The organism is Alkalilimnicola ehrlichii MLHE-1, assembly GCF_000014785.1.
Lineage (GTDB): Bacteria > Pseudomonadota > Gammaproteobacteria > Nitrococcales > Halorhodospiraceae > Alkalilimnicola > Alkalilimnicola ehrlichii.
Genome location: NC_008340.1, coordinates 784,736 through 806,178 on the forward strand (window position 1 = coordinate 784,736; position 21,443 = coordinate 806,178).

21 protein-coding genes are annotated in these 21,443 nt (G+C 68.5%); 18 read left to right on the forward strand and 3 right to left on the reverse strand.

What is annotated here, in order from left to right:
• Positions 1-9 precede the first annotated feature (9 nt).
• From fliD to MLG_RS03690, 14 genes are all read left to right on the forward strand, one after another.
• Entirely contained in the window at positions 10-1,443 is a 1,434-nt protein-coding gene (gene fliD / locus MLG_RS03625) for a flagellar filament capping protein FliD (RefSeq protein ID WP_011628452.1), read from the forward strand.
• Positions 1,444-2,091: 648 nt separating this feature from the next.
• Positions 2,092-2,529 carry a flagellar export chaperone FliS gene (fliS, locus tag MLG_RS03630; protein WP_011628453.1) on the forward strand — a complete coding sequence of 146 codons (438 nt, stop codon included), beginning with the start codon at positions 2,092-2,094 and terminating at the stop codon, positions 2,527-2,529.
• Positions 2,530-2,531: 2 nt separating this feature from the next.
• The gene (locus tag MLG_RS03635; RefSeq protein WP_011628454.1) at positions 2,532-2,867 is read left to right on the forward strand and encodes a flagellar protein FliT; all 336 of its coding nucleotides are present in this window, start codon (positions 2,532-2,534) and stop codon (positions 2,865-2,867) included.
• A gap of 105 nt (positions 2,868-2,972) precedes the next feature.
• On the forward strand, positions 2,973-4,640 hold the full coding sequence (locus tag MLG_RS03640) for a sigma-54 interaction domain-containing protein (RefSeq protein WP_232209281.1): 1,668 nt from the start codon (positions 2,973-2,975) through the stop codon (positions 4,638-4,640).
• A gap of 197 nt (positions 4,641-4,837) precedes the next feature.
• The gene (locus MLG_RS03645) at positions 4,838-6,247 is read left to right on the forward strand and encodes a sigma-54-dependent transcriptional regulator (protein ID WP_011628456.1); all 1,410 of its coding nucleotides are present in this window, start codon (positions 4,838-4,840) and stop codon (positions 6,245-6,247) included.
• Positions 6,248-6,283: 36 nt separating this feature from the next.
• Positions 6,284-6,610: a flagellar hook-basal body complex protein FliE gene (gene fliE, locus MLG_RS03650; RefSeq protein ID WP_011628457.1), complete on the forward strand. Its 327-nt coding sequence runs from the start codon at positions 6,284-6,286 to the stop codon at positions 6,608-6,610.
• Between the two features lie 50 nt (positions 6,611-6,660).
• Positions 6,661-8,403, forward strand: a complete 1,743-nt coding sequence (fliF, locus tag MLG_RS03655; RefSeq protein WP_011628458.1) for a flagellar basal-body MS-ring/collar protein FliF — start codon at positions 6,661-6,663, stop codon at positions 8,401-8,403.
• On the forward strand, positions 8,390-9,394 hold the full coding sequence (gene fliG, locus MLG_RS03660) for a flagellar motor switch protein FliG (protein ID WP_011628459.1): 1,005 nt from the start codon (positions 8,390-8,392) through the stop codon (positions 9,392-9,394). Before fliF ends, fliG begins: the two co-directional genes overlap by 14 nt.
• A 25-nt stretch (positions 9,395-9,419) precedes the next feature.
• Positions 9,420-10,307: a flagellar assembly protein FliH gene (locus tag MLG_RS03665; RefSeq protein ID WP_011628460.1), complete on the forward strand. Its 888-nt coding sequence runs from the start codon at positions 9,420-9,422 to the stop codon at positions 10,305-10,307.
• Positions 10,300-11,676, forward strand: coding sequence for a flagellar protein export ATPase FliI (gene fliI / locus MLG_RS03670; RefSeq protein ID WP_011628461.1), 1,377 nt, complete (start codon positions 10,300-10,302; stop codon positions 11,674-11,676). Before MLG_RS03665 ends, fliI begins: the two co-directional genes overlap by 8 nt.
• A 61-nt stretch (positions 11,677-11,737) precedes the next feature.
• On the forward strand, positions 11,738-12,184 hold the full coding sequence (fliJ, locus tag MLG_RS03675; protein WP_011628462.1) for a flagellar export protein FliJ: 447 nt from the start codon (positions 11,738-11,740) through the stop codon (positions 12,182-12,184).
• A 584-nt stretch (positions 12,185-12,768) separates the two neighbouring features.
• Positions 12,769-13,896 carry a flagellar hook-length control protein FliK gene (locus tag MLG_RS14705; RefSeq protein ID WP_156774630.1) on the forward strand — a complete coding sequence of 376 codons (1,128 nt, stop codon included), beginning with the start codon at positions 12,769-12,771 and terminating at the stop codon, positions 13,894-13,896.
• 364 nt (positions 13,897-14,260) lie between these two features.
• On the forward strand, positions 14,261-15,166 hold the full coding sequence (htpX, locus tag MLG_RS03685) for a protease HtpX (RefSeq protein WP_011628464.1): 906 nt from the start codon (positions 14,261-14,263) through the stop codon (positions 15,164-15,166).
• Between the two features lie 112 nt (positions 15,167-15,278).
• Entirely contained in the window at positions 15,279-16,220 is a 942-nt protein-coding gene (locus tag MLG_RS03690; protein WP_011628465.1) for a DMT family transporter, read from the forward strand.
• A 54-nt stretch (positions 16,221-16,274) separates the two neighbouring features.
• Here MLG_RS03690 and MLG_RS03695 read toward each other — a convergent pair whose 3' ends face one another.
• Together MLG_RS03695 and MLG_RS03700 are read right to left on the reverse strand one after the other, a co-directional pair.
• Positions 16,275-16,553, reverse strand: coding sequence for a BolA family protein (locus tag MLG_RS03695; protein WP_011628466.1), 279 nt, complete (start codon positions 16,551-16,553; stop codon positions 16,275-16,277).
• On the reverse strand, positions 16,550-16,849 hold the full coding sequence (locus tag MLG_RS03700; RefSeq protein ID WP_011628467.1) for a YciI family protein: 300 nt from the start codon (positions 16,847-16,849) through the stop codon (positions 16,550-16,552). The genes MLG_RS03695 and MLG_RS03700 overlap by 4 nt, the downstream gene beginning before the upstream one ends.
• 194 nt (positions 16,850-17,043) lie before the next feature.
• Here MLG_RS03700 and MLG_RS03705 point away from each other — a divergent pair, with 194 nt between their 5' ends.
• The 4 genes from MLG_RS03705 (at position 17,044) to scpB (ending at position 20,604) form a co-directional block, all read left to right on the forward strand.
• Entirely contained in the window at positions 17,044-17,667 is a 624-nt protein-coding gene (locus MLG_RS03705) for an L-threonylcarbamoyladenylate synthase (RefSeq protein ID WP_011628468.1), read from the forward strand.
• A gap of 307 nt (positions 17,668-17,974) precedes the next feature.
• Positions 17,975-19,189, forward strand: coding sequence for a tryptophan--tRNA ligase (locus tag MLG_RS03710; protein WP_011628469.1), 1,215 nt, complete (start codon positions 17,975-17,977; stop codon positions 19,187-19,189).
• A complete protein-coding gene (locus tag MLG_RS03715) occupies positions 19,186-20,016 on the forward strand; it encodes a segregation and condensation protein A (protein ID WP_011628470.1) in 831 nt (276 codons plus the stop codon). Before MLG_RS03710 ends, MLG_RS03715 begins: the two co-directional genes overlap by 4 nt.
• Positions 20,017-20,019: 3 nt before the next feature.
• The gene (gene scpB / locus MLG_RS03720) at positions 20,020-20,604 is read left to right on the forward strand and encodes an SMC-Scp complex subunit ScpB (RefSeq protein ID WP_011628471.1); all 585 of its coding nucleotides are present in this window, start codon (positions 20,020-20,022) and stop codon (positions 20,602-20,604) included.
• Positions 20,605-21,178: 574 nt separating this feature from the next.
• Here the strand turns inward: scpB and MLG_RS03725 are convergent.
• On the reverse strand, positions 21,179-21,406 hold the full coding sequence (locus MLG_RS03725; protein ID WP_011628472.1) for a hypothetical protein: 228 nt from the start codon (positions 21,404-21,406) through the stop codon (positions 21,179-21,181).
• Positions 21,407-21,443 lie beyond the last annotated feature (37 nt).

The following is a 21,443-nucleotide window of genomic DNA, read 5'->3' on the forward strand; positions in this document are numbered from 1 at the left end:
GTGGGTCCAATGGCAAGTATCAGTTCCCTGGGTGTGGGGTCGGGTCTGGATATCCGCGATCTGGTCGACCAGCTGGTGGCGGCCGAGCGCCAGCCCGGTCAGAACCGGCTGGACCGCCAGGAGTCGCGGCTGGAGGCCCAGATCTCCGGGCTGGGCCGGCTGCAGCAGGCCATCACCGACTTCGGCGGTGCCCTAGGCAACGTCTCCGCTGAGAGCGACTTCCGCAGCGTGGTGGCCACCAGCAACAACGAGTCGGCGGTCAGCGTCTCCGCCGGCCGCGACGCCCCACCCGGCAGCTACGACGTCAACGTCACTCAACTGGCCCAGGCCCAGCGGCTCGCCACCAATTCGGACCTGTTCGAGGACGTGGAGGACTTCTCGGCGGGCACCACCTCGCTGGGCACCGGCAGCTTCACTATCGAGTACCAGGACGGCAGCGCCGAGACCTTTCAACTGGAGGAAGGGGCTGACACCCTGCAGGACGTGCGCGCCGCCATCAACAACCAGAGCGAGAACGTGCGTGCCTCGGTGGTGGACGACGGCGAGGGCCCGCGGCTGGTGATCACCAGCCGGGAGACCGGCGACCAGAACGCCGTCTCGGCGATCACCGTCGATCCCGACGACCCGGACAGCGACCCGCTGCTGGAGCGGCTGGCATTCGATGCTGAGAACCTGGCCGAGCCGGACGAGGATGGTGTGCGCGCCGGCGACAACTTTTCCCAGTTGCGCGCTGCGCAGGACGCCGAACTGTTCGTGGACGGACTGCGAATCACCCGGCCCGGCAATGAGATCAGCGGCGTGATCGATGGCGTCACCCTCACGCTCAGCGCGGTGGACAGCGCCCGGATCAACGTGGCGGAGGAGCCCGGGTCGGCCGCCTCCGCGGTGAGCGACTTTGTCGGGGCCTACAACAGCCTGCAGCGGACCCTGGGTGAGTTGAACGCCTTCGACCCGGAGTCCGGCGAGGCGGGTGAGCTCAAGGGCGACTCCACCCTCCGCTCGGTGCAGGCCCGCCTGCGCCAAATGATCAGCGAGCCGCTGCCGGGGGCGGGCGGGCCGGTGCAGACCCTCGCGGACCTGGGCATCACCACCCGCCGGGACGGTACCCTGGAGATCAACGACGCCCGGCTGGATGATGCGCTGAGCGAGAACCGGCTGGATGTCATCCGTCTGTTCACGGACGAGGAGAACGGGCTGGCCGCGCGCCTGCAAGGCGCCGTGGATGAGTTCACCGGCCGGGACAGCGTGATCAACAGCCGCACCGAGTCACTGCAGGACCGGCTCGCCGCCCTGGCGCCACAGCAGGAGCGCCTGGACCGGCGGATGGATCAGCTGGAGGCGAGGCTGATCCGCCAGTTTTCCGCCATGGACTCGATGATCGCGCAGATGAACCAGACCAGCGAGTTCCTGGATAACCAGCTTAACCTGTTGAATCAGCAATAGTCGCGTCGGGCACAGGAGCCATCCCCGTGATCGCGAGGGCCGAAGGCTTTTTTCCCGTCATCGCGAGGGCCGGAGGCCCGTGGCGATCCAGGGCGGTAGACTGCCGCGTCGCTTCGCTCCTCGCAGTGACAGGGGGCGCACCCCCCGTCATCGCGAGGGCCGAAGGCCCGTGGCGATCCAGAGGGGTAGACTGCCACGTCGCTTCGCTCCTCGCAGTGACAGGGGGCGCACCCCCCGTCATCGCGAGGGCCGGAGGCCCGTGGCGATCCGGAGGGGTAGACTGCCGCGTCGCTTCGCTCCTCGCAGTGACAGGGGGCGCACCCCCCGTCATCGCGAGGGCCGGAGGCCCGTGGCGATCCGGAGGGGTAGACTGCCACGTCGCTTCGCTCCTCGCAGTGACAGGGGGCGCACCCCCCGTCATCGCGAGGGCCGGAGGCCCGTGGCGATCCAGGGCGGCAGACTGCCGCGTCGGCTTCGCCTCCTCGCAGTGACGGTGGGGTGTGGGGGCGTGCTCGCAGTGACTGGGGAGGGCATGTGGCCCTGTCCCGGGGGAGCGGGGCACTGGTGCCGAAACACCACTATCAAGTCCGGGGATGAATGGTCGCTAACAATGGGTGACAATCACCCAATCAGCAGAGGGCAGCGGGAATGAGCTACGCAGCCATGAACAGCGGAATCGATCAGTATCAGCAGGTGGGGGCCTACAGCGGGGCGGCTTACGCCGATCCGCACCGGCTCATCGAAATGCTGCTCGATGGTGGCATCGACCGGCTCGCCCAGGCCAAGGGAGCACTGCACCAGGGCGATCGCGCCCTCAAGAGCCAGCTTATCGGCAAGGCCATCGCCATTATCGACGGGCTGCGCGGCGGGCTGGACCGCAAGGCCGGCGGCGAGCTGGCGCAGAACCTTGACGAGCTGTATGATTACATGCAGCGACGGCTGGTCTCGGCCAACGCCCGCAACGACGAGGCCATACTCGACGAGGTCTCCAAGCTGCTCAACGAGATCCGCGATGCCTGGCAGGCGATCCCCGCCGAGCTGCGTGACAAGGAGGCGGCGGAGCGCGCCGCACGCTCCGGGCGCTGATCATGCCCCTGCCCCGCGACGAGGCGATGCTGGAGGCGGCCATCGAGCTGGAGCACCTGGCCCGGCGCCGCCTCGAGCTGGCCCGCTCGGAGCGGTGGGATGAGCTCGTCGCCAGCGAGACCCGACGCGGTGAGTTGGCCCGCGCCATCGATCCTTCCTCTGTCCACGCCCCCGATCTGCAACAGGCCCTGGTGACCCGGCTGCGTCGGATCACCGACATGGACGACCAACTGCGCCCCCTTTTGGAAGGGCGGCTGGAGGAGCTGGGCCGTACCCTCCTCGACGCCCGCAAGGGCGCGGCTGGCAACCGCGCCTACCAACGCTTCCGTGGTGACTGACCTGTCGCGAGTGTTAAACCGTCCGCCGTATTTTTGACGGCGATAATACGAAAGCACTAGACTGCCCGCATTAGTTGCCTGGGATTTTCCTTGGGGGGATGCGTAGTGCAGGTGCTGATCCTGGACGATGACGGCCGACGCGCGAACGCCGTGGAGGCGGCGGTGCGGTTTCTGGAACATGAGGTGGTGCGGGGGCCTGCCGACGGGGAATTGGCGGAGGTGCTGGAGCCCAACCGCCACTACGCCCTGGCGCTGATCCCCTCGGAGGGTGAGCGCGAACGCCGTCAAGCGGCCCTGGAGGTGCTCTGGCAGCAATTGCCGGAGCTGCCCGTCTTCCTGATCTCCGAACAGGGTCAGGCGCGCGGCCTGGACGCCGGGGCCAATGTCCTCGGCACCCTGCAACTGCCCCTGCGCCAGGCCCAGTTCAGCGCCGCGCTTAAGCAGGCCCTGGCCCAGAACGCGCGCAGCCGTGAGCGGCGCGATCGCCCCGGCGGCCGGGCCCCCCGCCTGGTGGGCCAGAGCCGGCCCATGCAGCAGGTCAGCCGCATGATCGAGCAGGTGGCCGACACTGAGGCCAGCGTGCTGATCCTGGGTGAATCGGGCACCGGCAAGGAGGTGGTGGCGCAGAATATTCACTACCGCTCCGGCCGCGCCGACAAGCCCTTCGTGCCCATCAACTGCGGGGCCATCCCCGGCGATCTGCTGGAATCCGAGCTGTTCGGCCATGAGAAGGGCGCCTTCACCGGCGCCATCAGCGCCCGCCAGGGCCGTTTCGAACTGGCCAAGGGCGGCACCATCTTTCTGGATGAGATCGGCGACATGAGCATGCCCATGCAGGTGAAACTGCTGCGCGTGCTCCAGGAGCGCACCTTCGAGCGGGTGGGCAGCAACCGCACCCAGGAGGCGGACGTGCGGGTGATCGCCGCCACCCACCGCGACCTCGAAGAGAGCATCCGCAACAACGAGTTCCGCGAGGATCTCTTCTACCGGCTGAACGTCTTTCCCATCGAGGTGCCGCCGCTGCGGGCGCGCCCCTCGGATATCCCGGTGCTGATCGAGGAACTGGTGCGCCGGATCGAGGAGGAGGGCCGGGGTTCGGTGCGCTTCAGTGCCTCCGCCCTGTCCTGCTTGAGCCAGTACGCCTGGCCCGGCAACGTGCGTGAGCTGGCCAACGTGGTGGAGCGCCTGGCCATTCTCTGCGCCTACGACGCAGTGCAGGTGGACGACTTGCCGGTGCGTATCCGGGAAGCGGCAGGGGTGCCGGTGGACCCGGCAACGGCTTACCTCCCAGGTGGCGGGAAACCGACACCGGCGGCCAGCGCCGCCCACGGGACCGCCGGCCGCGACGGGGCGGGGGCCGCGGTGGCCGCTGCCTGCGCGGCGGAGGCATCGCTGGTTGCGGAGGCGGCGCCGGCGGCCGGGCCAGCGACGGAAGACCCGCCCGACTTGGCCGCCATCCCCGCCTTCCTGCGTGCGGCCGAGGCGGCGGAACCACCGGCGGGCCTCAGCGCCGAAGCGGCCAACGGCGGGCCGGCGGGCGACGAAGCAGCGCTCGGTACGGCCCCTGTCACCGAGCCCGGCTATACCGTAACCGGGGTCGATTGGGATAAGGGCGGGGTCGACCTCAAGGCGGCCCTGTCGCGGTTGGAGCAGCGACTGATCGAGGACGCCCTGGAGCACGCCGACGGCGTCGTGGCCCGGGCCGCGAAGCTACTCAGCCTGCGCCGCACCACCCTGGTGGAGAAGCTGCGCAAGTACGACATCGCCCGCTGAGCGACGGCGGGCCGCCGGTCCCGCCGGCAAGCCGTCGGTTTTTCGTCGAGCCACAATGTTGCCGTCTGACAGGTCATTTCCGCTTACCAGAAAGAACTAGTTAAATCAGCAGGCTGCATACCCTGGCACGCCCCGTGCTTCCTTGCCGCTCACAGTCATCGGTGGCCCGACCCGGGCAAGGAAAACGAGGTAACACCATGTCGCAACCCAGTGTGCTCATCGTGACCACGGACCAGGAGTTCAGCCGGCGCCGCTGCCTGCTCCTGCGCGAGGCCGGGTTCCAGCCCATCGGCGTTTCCGACTACACCCACGCCCAGCGGCTGCTGGAGCGGCGCAGCCTGGCGCTGGTGATCGTGCAGGGGGGTGCCGGGGCCTGCCAGTGGCGGCAGCTCGCCCAGTTGCCCTCGGCGCCGCCGCTGGTGCTGCTGGCCCCCCGGCCTTCGGTGGAGGAGGCCAAGCAGGCGCTGCGTGCCGGTGCCGCCGAGTACCTGGCCGAGGGCTGCTCCTCCCTGGAGCTGGTCAACACGGTGCGCCGGCTGGTCGGGCGCGAGCAGGACCTGGTGGCCCGCGACCCCCGTTCCCGCGAGGTCTACCGCATGGCCCGACGGGTGGCCCAGAAGGACGTGAGCGTGCTGATTACCGGCGAGTCGGGCACCGGCAAGGAGATGCTGGCCCGGCACATCCATGAGCACTCCGGGCGCGCCGATGGGCCCTTTGTGGCGGTCAATTGCGCGGCCATCCCCGAACAGATGATCGAGGCGGTGCTGTTCGGATTCGAGAAGGGGGCCTTCACCGGCGCCCACCGCAGCCACGCCGGTAAATTCGAGCAGGCCCAGGGGGGCACGCTGCTGTTGGACGAGGTCTCGGAGATTGATACCGGGCTGCAGGCCAAGCTCCTGCGGGTGCTGCAGGAGCGGGAGATCGAGCGCCTCTGCGGCAGCGAGAGCATCCCGCTGGACGTCCGGGTGCTGGCCAGCAGCAACCGCGACCTGCGTGAACAGGTGGCCGCCGGCCGCTTCCGCGAGGACCTCTACTACCGGCTTCACGTCTTCCCGCTGCACCTGCCGCCACTGCGTGAGCGCCTGGACGATGTGTTGCCGCTGGCGGAGGCCTTCATCGCCAAACACGCCGGATTGGGCCCCGAGGGTGCCCGGCTGGACGACGCCGCCCGCAGCCGCCTGCTGGGTCACGACTGGCCCGGCAATGTGCGCGAGCTGGAGAACGTCATCCAGCGCGCCATGATCCTGGCGGACGAGGCCCGGATCAGCGCCGACGACCTGGTGATCGAACCGGTGCCGGCCGCCCCCGCCCGCCAGGCCGCCCCGGTGCAGGGGGGCGCCAATGAGCCGGCGGCACCCGCGGACAGGGGGAACGGCGATGGCCGGCCGAAGGATGGGGCCTCCCCCACCCTGGGCGATAACCTGCGCGAGCGGGAGTTCCGCCTGATCATGGACACCCTCCGGGCCTGCCGTGGCAACCGTAAGCAGGCCGCGGAGCAGCTGGGCATCTCCGATCGCACCCTGCGTTACCGGGTGGCCCGGTTGCGCAAGGAGGGCTTTCACGTGCCCTCGAAGGCGGGCGCGGAATATGCGTACGGCCAGGCGTGAGCCGCGCTTCCGCCAGGCACTCAGGAGGCCGACACCATGAAGGTCGACAACAGCTTTCAGATCAACCAGGCCCTGCAGCAACTGCGCGAGGTAGCGGCCCAGGCCGGGAACGAACCGGTATCGGGTCGCGGCGAGGCGCCCGGTGCCGACTTTACCCGCCTGATGCGCGAGGCACTGGAGAACGTGAACGGACTGCAGCAGACCTCCAGCGCCATGACCGACGCGGTCGCCCGGGGCGAGGAGGTGAACCTCACCGAGGTGATGGTCGCGACGCAGAAATCGCGGGTGGCCTTCGAGGCCCTCAAGGAGACCCGCAACCGCCTGCTGGAGGCCTATCAGGAGGTCTCCAACATGCAGGTCTAGGCACCGCGGTAGCGGGATCTTGACGGCGTTTTGACGGAACGGGGAAGGCAATGGCTGAGGCAAGCCAGGCATTGACGGAGAGTGAGGGCGGCGGCCGCGCCATCGCCGAGCGCGGTAGTGCGGGGCGCACCGGTGCGGGCACCGCCGGTCGCATTCCGGGCATGGACCAATTGGAGGGCCTCTTCGGCGGCCGGCAGAACGTGATGCGCCTGGGGCTGGCGGTGGTGCTACTGTTCACCGTGGCCGCCGGGGTGTTGCTGTACCTCTGGGCGCAGGAGCCCAGCTACCGCACCCTGTTCAGCGAGCTGGACGATCAGGACGCCGCCGCCGTCATCGAGCAGTTGGAGGAGCAGGGCATCCCCTACCGCCTGGATGAGCGTACGGGAGCCGTGCGGGTGCCCTCGGATCAGGTCCACCCGGCCCGGCTGCAGTTGGCCGCCGAGGGGCTGCCCCGGGGCACCGGCTTTGGTTTCGAGATGCTGCAGGAGGACTCCGCCTTCGGCACCAGTGAGTTCATGGAAGGGGCCCGGTTCGACCGCGCCCTGGAGACCGAACTGGCCCGTTCCATCGGCACCCTGCGCCAGGTGGACGCCGCCCGCGTCCACCTGGCCCTGCCCCGCGAGTCGGTCTTCGTCCGCGACCGCCGGCAGCCGAGGGCCTCGGTGGTGGTCAACCTGGCTCAGGGCCGGCGGCTGAACGATGAGCAGGTGGACGCCATCGTCCACATGGTGGCCAGCAGCGTGCCGGATTTGGCCCACGAGAACGTGAGCGTGGTGGATGAGCGCGGCCGCCTGCTCACCCGCGACGAGGGCCGCGGGCTGGCCAGCACCGCCGGTCAGTTCCAGTACAAGACCCAGGTGGAAGAGACCTACGTCCGTCGTATCGAGGACCTGCTGGCGCCCCTCGTTGGCCGCAACCGGGTCCGGGCCCAGGTCAACGCCAGCCTGGACTTCTCCGAGCAGCAGCGCACCGAGGAGCTCTACGACCCGGACAGCCGGGTGATCCGCAGCGAGGCCCTGCAGGGCCGCCGCACCCAGCAGGGGGCCGACGCGGCCATGGGCGTGCCCGGCGCGCTCACCAACCAGCCCCCGGGGGCCGGGCAGTTGGACGGCGAGGAGGCGCCGGAGAACCCGCCGCCGGTGGACATCAGCTCCTCCGAGACCCGCAACTACGAGATCAGCCGCACCCTGCGCCAGGTCCGCGACCCCATCGGCAGCATCCAGCGGGTGTCGGTGGCGGTGGTGGTGGACGAGCGCATCACCACCGACGAGGAGGGCAACACAGTGCGCGAACCGTTGTCGGACGAGGAGATGGACCGTATCAACGCCCTGGTGCAGGAAGCCGTGGGCTTCGATGCCGCGCGCGGTGACAGCGTCAATGTGGTCAACGCCGCCTTCTTGGAAGAGGAGCCGGTGGAGGCGATGCCGCCGGTGCCGCTGCTGGAGCGCGAGTGGGTCCGCGAGCTGATCCGCTTTGCCATTGCCGCATTGGCCTTCATCGCCCTGCTGCTGTTCGTGGTGCGGCCGATGATCAAGGGCATGCAGCGTCAGCGCGACCAGGCGCTGCGCGCGCCTGCCTCGGAGGAGCAGGCACGCCTGGCCCAGCAGGGCGGTGGCGGGGGCGCGGCGCAGCTCGCCGGGCCGGACGCCAACGAACAGGCACTGCTGGCGGGCGTTCAGCACAAGCCCTACGAGGCCAAACTGGAGGCCGCCAAGAAGCTGGTGAATGACGAGCCGGAGCTGGCGGCGAACGTGATCAAGTCCTGGCTGGCGGAAGACGATGGCAAACGATAGCAAGCTCAAGGGCACCGACCGCGCGGCGGTCTTCATGATGAGCCTGGGGGAGGATGAGGCCGCCAACATCATGAAGCATCTGGGCCCGCGCGAGGTCCAGCGTCTGGGTCAGAGTATGAGCGGCCTCGAGCAGGTCTCCCGAGACGACGTGGACGCCGTGCTGACCTCCTTTGTCGGTAAGGTCCAGGAGCAGACCGCCCTGGGCATCGGCACCAACGACTATGTGCGCTCGGTGCTGAACAAGGCCCTGGGCGAAGAGAAGGCCGGCGGCATTATCGACCGGATCCTGATGGGCGGTTCCACCCAGGGGCTGGATCAGCTCAAGTGGCTGGATCCGCGCACCATCGCCGAGATGATCCGCCTGGAGCATCCGCAGATCATCGCCATCGTGCTGGCCTACCTGGAGTCGGACCAGGCCGCGGAGGTGCTCGATTCGCTGTCCGAGCGGGTGCGCCACGATGTGCTCATGCGCGTGGCCACCCTGGACGGCATCCAACCGGCGGCGCTGAAGGAGCTGGACGAGATCATGGAGCGGCAGTTCTCCGGTCAACAGCGGGTGAAGTCCTCCAGTATCGGCGGGCTGCACGCCGCCGCCAGCATTCTCAATAACCTGGACACCAGTACCGAGAACACCATCCTCGATCACATCCGCGACTTCGATGTCGAGCTGGCGGAAAAGATCCAGGAGCTCATGTTTGTCTTCGAGGACCTGCTCGAGGTGGACGACCGGGCGATCCAGACCATCCTGCGCGAGATCAGCACCGAGCAGCTGGTGTTGGCGCTCAAGGGCGCCGACGAGCAGCTCAAGGACAAGATCATGAGCAACCTCTCGCGCCGCGCCGCGGAGATGCTGGCCGACGACCTGGAGACCATGGGACCGGCGCGTATCAGCGATGTGGAGAACGCCCAGAAGGAGATCCTGGCGGTGGCCAAGCGACTGGCCGACGAGGGCCAGATCGTGCTCGGTGGCGGCGGCGAGGAGATGCTCTGATGGCTGAACGGCGGGAGCAGGCGGCATGAACGACAAGACCCGGCACAAGACCGGCGCGGCGGGCGAGGGCGCTGAGGCCGGCCGCGGCCGGGTACGGATCATCCCCGCCGAGGCGGCCGGCGAGACCTTCGCCCGCTGGGCGGCGGCGCCGAAGCCGGAGCGAGGCCAGGCCCCGGAACGGCCGGAGGCAAGCCAGCGTGCAAGTGGTGGGCAGCGGGACTACGCCGGCTTCCGCAAGCCGCAGCGCCGCGAGGCCGCGCGCATGCCCACCGCGGCGGATATTGAGGCGCTGCAGCAGCAGGCCTGGGACGAGGGCTACCGGGCCGGCGAGCGGGCCGGCCGCGAGGCCGGTTACGCCGAGGGCCACCGGGAGGGGCTGGAGGCCGGGCAGCGCGAGGGCCACGCCGCGGGCTACCAGGCCGGCGAGCAGGCCGCGCACCGGCTGGTGGAGCGGATGGACGGGCTGGTGCGCCAACTGGACCGGCCATTGGAGCAGATGGACGAGGAGGTGGAGCAGGCGCTGGCGGAGCTGGCCATGCACCTGGCCCGGCAGGTGATCTACCGCGAGCTGCGCATCCAACCCGGTGAGATCGTGCGCCTGATCCGCGAGGCCGTGGGATTGCTGCCGGTGGGCGCCCGCAACGTGGAGGTGCACCTGCACCCGGAAGACGCCCGCTTTATCCGCGAGGCCCTGAGCGCCGATGGCGGGGGCGAACAGGCGTGGCGGCTGGTGGAGGACCCGGCCATCAACCGTGGCGGCTGCCGGGTCAGCACGGAGACCTCGCATATCGACGCCACCCTGGAGCATCGTCTGGCCCAGTTGGCGCAACAGGTGCTGGGCAACGGCCGTGACGCTCAGGGCGAGGACGGCGATGGCACGGATCGTAACGCAGAGGCTGGTCGCCATGAGTGAGGCCAAGGCCCCGCCCCGCAGCAATCGCTGGGCCGAGCATCTGCGTCGGCGCCGGCAGCGGGTGCGTGCCCCGCGGTTGGTGGTGGAAGGCGTGTTGCGCCGTATGGTCGGCCTGACCCTCGAGGCCGAGGGCTGCCAGGCGCCACTGGGCAGCCGCTGCACCCTGCGCACCCAGCAGGACCGGGATGTGGAGGCCGAGGTGGTCGGCTTTGCCGGCGACAAGCTCTACCTGATGCCCACCGGCGAGCTGCACGGCATGATGCCCAACGCCCGGGTGGTGCCCCGGGGCGGCACCGCCGAGGCCGGTATGGGCCCGGGGCTGCTGGGCCGGGTGCTGGATGGCGGTGGTCGCCCGCTGGATGGTAAGGGCCTGCTGGATCACAGCGAATACCGCAGCCTGGTGGGCGAGGGCATCAACCCCCTGGCCCGCGCCCCCATCAAGGCGCCGCTGGACGTGGGCGTGCGCGCCATCAACAGCCTGTTCACCGTGGGGCGCGGCCAGCGCATGGGACTGTTCGCCGGCTCCGGCGTGGGCAAGAGCGTGCTGCTGGGCATGATGACCCGCTACACCAACGCCGATGTGGTGGTAGTGGGGCTGATCGGCGAGCGGGGCCGGGAGGTCAAGGAGTTCATCACCGACATTTTGGGTGACGAGGGGCTGGCCCGGTCCGTGGTGGTGGCCTCACCGGCGGACAAATCCCCGCTCATGCGCCTGCACGGGGCCATGTTGGCCACCAGTATCGCCGAGTACTTCCGCGACCAGGGCCTGAATGTGTTGCTGCTGATGGACTCGCTCACCCGCTACGCCCAGGCCCAGCGCGAGATCGGCCTGGCCATCGGTGAGCCGCCCACCACCAAGGGCTATCCGCCGTCCGTGTTCGCGCTGCTGCCGCGGTTGGTGGAGCGGGCCGGCAACGGGCCGGACGACGGCGGCTCGATCACCGCCTTCTACACCGTGCTCACCGAGGGCGACGATCAGCAGGACCCCATCGCCGATGCCGCCCGCGCCATCCTTGATGGTCACCTGGTGCTGTCGCGCCAGCTGGCCGACGCCGGCCACTACCCGGCCATCGATATCGAGGCCTCGGTGAGCCGGGCCATGATCAACATCACCGAGCGGGGCCACCAGCGCCTGGCGCAGCGCTTCCGCCAGCTCTGGTCCACCTACCGGGAGAACCAGGACCTGATCAGCGTCGGGGCCTACCAGAAGGGCAGCGACCCGCGGGTGGACGAGGCCATTGCCATCATGCCGCGGCTGCGCGCCTTCCTGCAGCAGGATGTCTCCACGGCGGTGAACTTTGGCGAAAGCCTGGAGCAGCTCTTCGGATTGCTCAGCGATCAGGCCCAGACCGGGGGCGGCAATGGCTGACAGGGTGAATTGTCGGAGTCATAATAAGGGTTAAGTCGGCGCCCGCCGACGGGGAGGCGAGATGAACCGTTCCGCACGCCTGCAACCGGTGCAACGCCTGGCCGGCGACAAGGCCGACGAGGCCGGCCAGCGCCTGGCCGAGGCCCGTCAGGATCTCGACAGCCAGCGCCAGCAGCTGCGCCAACTGTTGACCTTCCGCCAGGAGTACGCCGAGCAGTTGCAGGGACAGAGCGGGGGCATCAACGCCGCGCGCCTGCGCGACTACAATGCCTTCATATCCCGCATCGATCAGGCCATCCAACAGCAGCACCAGGTGGTGGCTCAGGCCAAACGCCGGGTGAACGCGCAGCGCCAGGACTGGCTCGAGGCCTACAGCCATTCCCGGGCGGTGGGCCGGGTGGTGGACCGCTTCCGCGACGAGGAGCGCCGCGAGCAGGAGCGGCGCGAGCAGTTGCAACTGGACGAACTGGCCCGGCGCACCTACAGCAACCCGCTACTCGGCTCCTGAGCCGGAACAAAGGCCTTAGGGATCGCCACGTCGCTGCGCTCCTCTTGAAGAACTTGACTGTGCCGGCAGCGGAAGGTCGCCCCCACCGTCACTGCGAGGAGGCGAAGCCGACGCGGCAGTCTACCGCCCTGGATCGCCACGGGCCTTCGGCCCTCGCGATGACGGGGGGAGGGGCCACCCCGTCACTGCGAGGAGGCGAAGCCGACGCGGCAGTCTACCGCCCTGGATCGCCACGGGCCTTCGGCCCTCGCGATGACGGGGGGAGGGGCCACCCCGTCACTGCGAGGAGCGAAGCGACGCGGCAGTCTACCCCTCTGGATCGCCACGGGCCTTCGGCCCTCGCGATGACGGGGAGGAGGTGGCGGCCCTCGCGATGACGGGGGAAAGCCTTCGGCCCTGGCGATGCCAGGGATGCCCCGTTCCTCGTTGATTCGGGCCCGCGTAGCGAGGAGTGGGGCTCACGATGACGCGTGCGCCGTCCCCGGGTAGACGGCATTGGCCCCGATATTGCTTTTCTTCCCGTAACGGACAATACCGGCAACCACGCCGGTCCACCACGGTACTGAGACTGGAGAGCACCCACCGTGACCACACCTGTCGACATGCCGCGGGCCGAACCGGCGGCGGGCCCGCCTGATCTGCTGCAGATTCTGCTGGATCAGGCCGCCGAGGGCGACGGCGAGTTCATAGACGCGCTGCTGGCAACGGACGCCTTTGGTGACCTGGACAAGGCCGAGGCCAAGACCCTGTTGGAGGATCCGGACCGGCTGGCCGGGTGGGCCGAGGAGTTGCCGGAGGGTGGCAAACTGCTGCCGCTGGTGTTGGCGGCCCTGGCGGAAAAGCAGGCCGATGGCGAGGCCCTGGAGGCGCGCAGCGGTCGGGGTGCCGAGGCACGGCGGGCCGGTGAGATACCAGCACTGCCGCTTTGGGCCCTGCACGATCTGATCCCCCGGGACGAGGACCCGGCGGAGTTGCTGAACCTGCTGCAGACCACCGGGCGCATGCTGGACCCGGTGGGGGCCGGCGAGGGGTTGCGCGACGCGGTGGCCGATGCCATGAAGGGGCGCACGGCGACCAGCACCGAGCGGGCCGAGGCCCTGCTGCAGCAGACCCTGGCCCAGGAGAAGGGCGAGCGTGAAGGCGAAGGGCGAAACCCGGCCCAGCCGCAGGCCCAGGCCCGTGCCGATGCAGGCATCGGTTTCTCCGGGTTGCTGGCGGCGGGTGAGTCCAACGGCACCTCCCGGCCCGGTGCCCAGCCGATTCAACAGGCACTGCCCGGTTTCCAGCTCGCCACCCCGGCCAATCAGCCGGGCTTTGGCCGGGCGCTGGGTGAGCGCATGGTGATGATGATCCAGCAGCAGATCCAGCAGGCGCGTATTCGCCTGGATCCGCCGGGGCTGGGCCCGCTGGACATCAATATCGCTACCCAGGATGAGCGCACCACCATCCAGATAACCGCCCAGCAGGCTAGTGCCCGCGAGGCAGTCGAGTCCGAACTGCCGCGGCTGCGCCAGATGCTCGCCGAGCAGGGGCAGGGCGAGGTGGACGTGGATGTCTCGGAGCGTCAGGACGAGGGCTTCTGGGCGCAGGGCCAGGCGGCCGGGCTGTTAAATGCCGGCGGCCCGGGTGACCCCGAGGCCGGTGACGGGGCAGCGGCCGACGCCCCGGCGCAACGGCTGCAACCACAGGGCCTCGTCGACCATTACGCCTGACGCGCCCCGCCGTCACTGCGAGGAGCGAAGGGGCGCGGCAGTCCAAGCCGGGGTGTGGATCGCCGCGTCGCTGCGCTCCTCGCGATGACGGGGGTGGTGTCTCCCCCGCCGTCGGCGTGGTGCCTCCCCTCCCCCACCGTCACTGCGAGGAGGCGAAGCCGACGCGGCAGTCTACCGCTCTGGATCGCCACGGGCCTGCGGCCCTCGCGATGATGGGGGGAAGCCTTCGGCCCCTGTCCTGCGCCGCTTGAACTCCCGCGCCTTGCCCCAATCTAAGCCCTAGGATAATTTGAACGGCCGCTCCGGCACCCCCCTCGCCGGAGTGCGGTTTGGGCTGCTTACATAACCGGGAGATCAAGCGACGATGAAGCGCATAGGGCTCTTTCTGCTCACTAACCTGGCGATCCTGGTGGTCCTGGGTGTGGTGTTGTTCATCCTGCAGGCCGTGTTCGGGGTGCGGACCCTGGATGAGGCCGGTGTGGGTCTGGACTATACGGGGTTGCTCATCATCGCCGCGGTGATCGGTTTCGGCGGCTCGTTCATCTCCCTGGCCATGTCCAAGTTCATCGCCAAGCGGATGACCGGGGCCCGCGTTATCGAAAAGCCGCGCAGCGAGGCCGAGCAGTGGCTGGTGGATACCGTGCGCCGCTTTGCCCGCCAGGAGGGCATCGGTATGCCGGAGGTGGCGATCTACGACGCCCCGGACATGAACGCCTTTGCCACCGGGGCCCGGCGCAATAACTCCCTGGTGGCGGTGAGCACCGGCCTGCTGCAGAGCATGACCCGGGACGAGGCCGAGGCGGTGATCGGCCACGAGATCGCCCACATCAGCAACGGCGATATGGTCACCCTGACCCTGATCCAGGGGGTGGTGAACACCTTTGTGGTCTTCTTCTCGCGCATCATCGGCCATTTCGTCGACCGCGTGGTATTCAAGACCGAGCAAGGGCACGGCCCGGCCTATTTCATCACCTCCATCTTCGCCCAGATCGTGCTGGGCATCCTCGCCTCGGTGATCGTCATGTGGTTCTCCCGTCAGCGGGAGTACCGGGCCGATGCCGGTGGCGCCAAGCTGGCCGGGCGCGACAAGATGATAGCCGCGCTGGAGCGGCTAAAGCGCTCGGTGGACCAGGAGCACCTGCCGGACCAGCTGGAGGCCTTCGGCATCAACGGCAACCGCGGTGGCGGCATGAAGGAGTGGTTCATGTCCCACCCGCCGCTGGACGACCGCATCGCCGCGCTGAAGGAGGGCCGTCACCTGCGCGGATGACGGCGAGTCGCGCCACGGCGGCGTGCAAACCAAGTAGACTCGGGGTGCCGTCCTGCCGGCGAGGTGGGGCGGCACCCTTGTTTTCGTCGGGGGGTCGGTCAAGGGGGGGTAGATGCCTGTCAGCCTGAGCCTGCGCAATCCGGTGGTCCTGGCGGTGCTGGGTCTGGTGGCGACCACCCTGTTTTGGGGGGGCAACGCGGTGGTGGCCCGCGCCACCTCCGAGTGGTTCCCGCCCTTCACTCTGTCCTTCCTGCGCTGGGTGCTGGCGCTGCTCATTATCCTGCCCTTCGCCTGGGGCCAGATCCGCGCCTACCGCGAGACCATCCGCCGCCACTGGCGCATCCTCTGGGTGCTGGCCGCGCTCAGCGTGGGCCTGTTCAACACCCTGCTGTACCTGGCTGCCCAGTTCACCACGGCCACCAACATCACCCTGGTCAACTCCACCATGCCGGTGGTCATCGGGCTGATGGCGCTGCTCTTCTTCGGCCAGCGCCCGCGCAGCCATGAGTTGCTGGGCATCGTACTGGCCTTTCTTGGCGTCCTGGCCATTGTCAGTCAGGGTGACCGCGAGGTGTTGCTCAACCTGGAGCTCAATCCGGGCGATCTGGTGATGCTGCTGGCGGTCTGCTGCTGGGGGCTCTATTCGTTGCTGCTCAAACGCTACGGGCCGGATATCCCGGCGGTCCCGATGCTGGCGGTGATGGTCGCCATGGGCATCCCGGTGATCGTGCCCTTCCTGGTCTGGGAGTTGATCATGGTGGGGCCGGTGCAGGGCACCGTCATGGAGATGCTGCCGCCGCTGATCTACGTGGGCATCTTCCCCTCGCTGCTGGCCTATCTTTTCTGGAACAACGGGGTACACGTGCTGGGGCCCGCGCGCACGGCGCTGTTCATCTATCTGGTGCCGGTGTTCGGCTCGGCGCTGGCCATCCTCTTTCTGGGTGAGCGCCTGGAGCCCTACCACGGGGTGGGGGCGGCGGCCATCCTGGCCGGGCTTTACGTGGCCACCCGGGGTTTGCCGGGCCGCCGGCCGGTCGAAGAGGAGCACCCTTGACGGCAGCCCGGGGCCTTCTGTGGCCGGCCCGGCGGGCTGCCGCGACGCGGCGCCTCACGCCTCGTCGGGGGTAAGGGCCTTGATCCCCAGGGCGTGGATGATGTCGTTGCGCATGGCATCACCCATGGCGCCGTAGACCTTGCGATGGCGCTGTAGGGTGTTCAGCCCCGCAAAGTCCGGGCTGACCACCCGCACCTGGTAGTGCCCGCCCCCGGCTTGGGCCCCGGCGTGACCGGCGTGCTTGTGGCTGTCGTCCTGGATCTCCAGGCTGTGGACATCCAATGCCTGCTCCAGGCGCTGGCGGATCATCTCAACGCGTTCGTTTCCACTCACGGCAACACCTTCTTGAACGGCTTGACGGTGACCCTTTCGTAGGCACCCACATCCAGGTAGGGGTCGGCATTGGCCCACGCCTTTGCCGCCTCCAGGCTGGGAAACTCCGCGACCACCAGGCTGCCGGAGAAACCCGCCTCGCCCGGATCCTCGGCGTCGATGGCCGGGTGGGGGCCGGCGATCAGCAGCCGGCCCTCGTCCCTTAGGGCCTCCAGCCGTGCCAGGTGGGCGGGCCGGGCCTCTTTGCGCAAGGGCAGGCTGTTGGGCACGTCCTCGCTGATGATGGCGTAATACATGGCGCTCCCTCAGGTACAGGAATGACTGGACGGATATGCTACACCGCCCTGCCGCGGAGTAGCAGCCCGGACCGGGCCTGGCGCCGGCCACCGTCGTGCATGATAGGGTGACAGTGCCATGATTACGGGATACCGAGCTGATCGGTGTGCCCGCAAGAATAACAGCGAACCGGCAGCACTCAGGAGGAGCGCCCATGAGCCAGTACTTTGAGATCCACCCCGTCACCCCTCAGGTTCGCCTGGTGAAACGGACCGTGGAGATCATCCGCGCGGGCGGTGTCATCGCCTACCCCACCGACTCCAGTTACGCGTTGGGTTGCGGCATCGGGGAGAAGCAGGCCGTGGACCGCATCCGCCAGATCCGCCGTCTGCGCGAGGACCACAACTTCACCCTGGCCTGCCGCGATCTCTCCGATATCGGCACCTACGCCCGGGTGGAGAACTACGCCTACCGCCTGCTCAAGTCGCACACCCCGGGCCCCTACACCTTCATCCTGAAGGCCACCTCCAAGGTGCCCCGTCTGCTCCAGCACCCGAAGAAAAAGACCATCGGCATCCGCGTGCCCGACCACCCCACCACCCAGGCCATCCTGGAAGAGCTGGGCGAGCCGCTGATGACGGTCAGCCTCATCATGCCCGATGACGACATGCCTATCACCGACCCGGTGGACATTCGCGCGGCCCTGGAGCACCAGGTGGATGCCGTCATCGACGGCGGTCCCGGCGGGTTGGAGCCCAGCACCGTGGTGGATCTCTCCGGTGAGGCCCCGCGGGTCCTGCGCGAGGGTGCCGGCGATCCGTCGGTCTTCGAGGGCTGAGGCGGAGAGCGGATTCGGTTATCATCGCCCTCCGAGTGGCACGTTCAGCGGGCTGCAGTGGCCGGGGCGTATGGCCGGCAGGCCGACTTTTGCGCACCGAGCAACGCAGCAAATGAGCGGAAACAAGGCGCGCCTGTTCGAGCGAAGCGAGTTCGCGCCGCCGCTCCTTTGCGAGTAGCGCAGGGCACCCCGAAGGGGTGCGCAATTGGAGGCCTGCCGGCCATACGCCCCGGCCACTGCAGACCGCTGAGCCCGGCACGCAAAGCCACAGAACCCGAATCGGCCTGATCCACACTGGAGGCAATCTTTGGCCAATCTTAATGCCCAAAGCCGAGTCCTGTCCGGCATGCGGCCCACCGGCCGCCTGCACCTGGGGCACTACCACGGGGTCCTCAAGAACTGGGTGCGCCTGCAGCAGGAACACGAGTGCTTCTTCTTCGTGGCCGACTGGCACGCACTCACCACCCAGTACGACGACACCCGCGGCATTGCCCAATCCGGCTGGGACATGGTCATCGACTGGCTCGCCTGCGGGGTGAACCCCAATATGGCTCGGCTGTTCATTCAGTCCAAGGTGCCCGAGCACGCCGAACTGCACCTGCTGCTCTCCATGATCACCCCCCTGGGCTGGCTGGAGCGCGTGCCCACCTACAAGGACCAGCAGGAACAGCTGCGCGAGAAGGACCTGGCCACCTACGGCTTTCTGGGCTACCCGCTGCTGCAGAGCGCCGACATCCTGGTCTACAAGGCCACCGCCGTGCCCGTGGGCGAGGACCAGGTGGCCCACGTGGAGATCACCCGCGAGGTGGCGCGCCGGTTCAACCACTTCTACGGTGTGGAGCCCGACTTCATCGAGCGGGCCGAAGAGGCCATCAAGAAGATGGGCAAGAAGAACGCCCGGGTCTACCGCGACCTGCGCCGGCGCTACCAGGAGCAGGGCGAGCACGAGGCCCTGGACGTGGCCCGTGCCCTGCTCGACAACCAGCAGAACATCACCCTGGCGGACCGCGAGCGCCTGCACGGCTACCTGGACGGTACCGGCCGCAACGTCCTGCCCGAGCCCCAGGCCCTGCTCACCCCGCACGCCAAGATGCCGGGCCTGGACGGACGCAAGATGTCCAAGTCCTACAACAATTTCATCGGCCTGCGTGAGGATGCGGAATCGGTCCGCAAGAAGGTCCGCACCATGCAGACCGACCCGGCCCGGGTCCGTCGGACCGACCCGGGCAATCCGGAAAAATGCCCGGTTTGGGACTTTCACAAGCTCTACTCCGGTGAGGCTGATCGAGACTGGGTCTGGAAGGGCTGCACCACCGCGGGTATCGGCTGCATCGACTGCAAGATGTGCATGCTCGAGGGTATGGAAAAGGAACTGGGGCCCATCCGCGAGCGGGGCCATGAGTTCGAGAACGACATGGACACCGTGCGCAGTATCGTCAACGAAGGGTGCGAGGCCGCTCGCAGCGAGGCCCGCGAGACCCTGGACGAAGTGCGCGATGCCATGGGGCTGACCTATCGGTGAGCGTGATTACCTCCGACAGCGCGGCCCCCGGGCCGGCGGAGGCGCTGGCCGGGGCCGGTGGCCAGGCCCTGGCGCGGGTCGCCGGGGAGCCGGTCACCGACCTGCCTGAGGACCTCTACATCCCGCCGGATGCGCTGGAGGTCTTCCTGGAGACCTTTGAAGGGCCGCTCGACCTGCTGCTCTACCTGATTCGGCGCCAGAACCTCGACGTGCGCGATATCCCCATCGCCGAGATCACCCGCCAGTACATGCGTTACGTGGAGCTGATGCACGAACTGCGTCTGGAGCTGGCCGCCGAGTATCTGGTGATGGCCGCCATGCTGGCCGAGATCAAGTCACGCATGCTGCTGCCGCGCCCGCCGGCCAGTGAGGAGGAAGAGGCCGACCCCCGCGCCGAGCTGGTGCGCCGGCTGCAGGAGTACGAGCGCTACAAGCAGGCCGCCGAGGACCTGGACCAGTTACCGCGCCTGGCTCGCGACGTCTTCCCGGTGCGGGTGGCCGCCGAGGGCTGCCAGCCGCGCCAGCGCGAGCCCGAGGTGAGTATGCAGGAGCTGCTGTTGGCCTTCGCCGAAGTGCTGCGCCGCTCCAGCCATTACGAACACCACCAGGTGCAGAAGGAGGCCCTGTCTGTGCGCGAGCGCATGACCGAGGTGCTGGGCCGGCTGGATACCGAGCACTACTGCTGTTTCACCCAGCTCTTTCCCCGGCGGGAGGGTCGCATGGGCCTGGTGGTGAGCTTTCTGGCGGTGCTGGAATTGGTCAAGGAGGCCCTCATCGAGCTGACCCAGAACGAACCGTACGCGCCCATCTACGTCCGCGCCCGCTGAGCCATGCCCGCCAACCCGCCTGTCAAATATGTCCTGGAGGCCGCACTGATGGCCGCGGAGGGGACCCTCGATCTGGACCAGATGCAGGGCCTGTTCGACCCGGCGCTGGCCCCCGACCGCCAGACCCTGCGCCAGGCCCTGGCCGAGCTGCGCCAGGACTACGAGGGCCGCGGGCTGGAGGTGAAACAGGTGGCCAGCGGCTGGCGTATCCAGGTCCGGGAGGCCTACGCCCCCTGGGTTTCAAGGCTGTGGGAGGAGAAGCCCGGGCGCTACTCCCGGGCCCTGCTGGAGACCCTCGCCATCATCGCCTACCGCCAGCCGGTGACCCGCGGCGAGATAGAGGACATCCGCGGGGTGACGGTGAGCAGCTCCATCATGCGCACCCTCACCGATCGCGGCTGGGTGCGTATCGTTGGCCACAAGGATGTCCCCGGCCGTCCGGGGCTCTACGCCACCACCCCCGCCTTCCTGGATTACTTCAACCTCAGTAGCCTGAGCGAACTGCCCGACCTGACCAGTCTGAACGACCCCGACAACCCGGAAATGGAACTGCCCCTGCCGGACCCGGACGACCCGGACGCCCCGTAAACCATTGCGAGGGCCAAAGGCTTTCCCCCGTCATCGCGAGGGCCAAAGGCTTTCCCCCGTCATCGCGAGGGCCGAAGGCTTTCCCCCCGTCATCGCGAGGGCCGAAGGCCCGTGGCGATCCAGAGGGGTAGACTGCCACGTCGCTTCGCTCCTCGCAGTGACGATGGAGGTGGGTCCGCAGTGACGGTGGGGGCGACTTGCCGCTTCCGGTACAGTCCAGTTCTTCAAGAGGGCCGCCGCCTCCTCCCCGTCATCGCGAGGGCCGAAGGCCCGTGGCGATCCAGAGGGGTAGACTGCCACGTCGGCTTCGCCTCCTCGCAGTGACGGTGGGGGTGGGCCTCCTCGCAGTGACGGTGGGGGGTGCCCCTTCCCGCAGTTACGGTGGGGGTGCCCCTTCCCGCAGTGACGGTGGGGACGGCACCACCCCCGTCATCGCGAGGAGCGCAGCGACGCGGCGATCCAGACGCCCGCCTGGACTGCCACGCCCCCGCCGGGGGGTCGCCGTGAAGGTGGGGTTGGGCCGCGCTCGTAGTGGCGGTAGGGACGGCACCACCCCCGCGATGCCGGTGAGGATTTAAATCCGGATCTTGTAGGTACCGGTGGCGCTGCGGATGATCACTTCGCCTTGGTAGCCGTACAGCTCCGCAACCTGGCGTGCCACCCGCAGTGCGCCGGGCTCGGACTTCGCGCTGGCCAGGTGCTTCACATGCCCGTGGGCGTCGTAATAACTGATTTCCCAGCCCATGCGGTGCTGCACCAGTTCGATCACGGGACAGGGAAAGGGTCTGCGACGGGCCTGCAAGGTGTGATCTCCTCTATCGCCTGGATAGGAATTGGAA

Excerpts from the sequence above, each read along its gene's own strand:
- fliF (WP_011628458.1), top strand. The coding sequence starts at position 6,661 with ATGGCTGAGGCAAGCCAGGCATTGACGGAGAGTGAGGGCGGCGGCCGC.
- fliE (WP_011628457.1), top strand. The coding sequence starts at position 6,284 with ATGAAGGTCGACAACAGCTTTCAGATCAACCAGGCCCTGCAGCAACTG.
- htpX (WP_011628464.1), top strand. The coding sequence starts at position 14,261 with ATGAAGCGCATAGGGCTCTTTCTGCTCACTAACCTGGCGATCCTGGTG.
- MLG_RS03645 (WP_011628456.1), top strand. The coding sequence starts at position 4,838 with ATGTCGCAACCCAGTGTGCTCATCGTGACCACGGACCAGGAGTTCAGC.
- fliI (WP_011628461.1), top strand. The coding sequence starts at position 10,300 with ATGAGTGAGGCCAAGGCCCCGCCCCGCAGCAATCGCTGGGCCGAGCAT.
- fliD (WP_011628452.1), top strand. The coding sequence starts at position 10 with ATGGCAAGTATCAGTTCCCTGGGTGTGGGGTCGGGTCTGGATATCCGC.
- MLG_RS03635 (WP_011628454.1), top strand. The coding sequence starts at position 2,532 with ATGCCCCTGCCCCGCGACGAGGCGATGCTGGAGGCGGCCATCGAGCTG.
- MLG_RS03690 (WP_011628465.1), top strand. The coding sequence starts at position 15,279 with ATGCCTGTCAGCCTGAGCCTGCGCAATCCGGTGGTCCTGGCGGTGCTG.
- fliG (WP_011628459.1), top strand. The coding sequence starts at position 8,390 with ATGGCAAACGATAGCAAGCTCAAGGGCACCGACCGCGCGGCGGTCTTC.
- MLG_RS03700 (WP_011628467.1), bottom strand. The coding sequence starts at position 16,849 with ATGTATTACGCCATCATCAGCGAGGACGTGCCCAACAGCCTGCCCTTG.
- fliS (WP_011628453.1), top strand. The coding sequence starts at position 2,092 with ATGAGCTACGCAGCCATGAACAGCGGAATCGATCAGTATCAGCAGGTG.
- fliJ (WP_011628462.1), top strand. The coding sequence starts at position 11,738 with ATGAACCGTTCCGCACGCCTGCAACCGGTGCAACGCCTGGCCGGCGAC.
- MLG_RS03665 (WP_011628460.1), top strand. The coding sequence starts at position 9,420 with ATGAACGACAAGACCCGGCACAAGACCGGCGCGGCGGGCGAGGGCGCT.
- scpB (WP_011628471.1), top strand. The coding sequence starts at position 20,020 with ATGCCCGCCAACCCGCCTGTCAAATATGTCCTGGAGGCCGCACTGATG.
- MLG_RS03705 (WP_011628468.1), top strand. The coding sequence starts at position 17,044 with ATGAGCCAGTACTTTGAGATCCACCCCGTCACCCCTCAGGTTCGCCTG.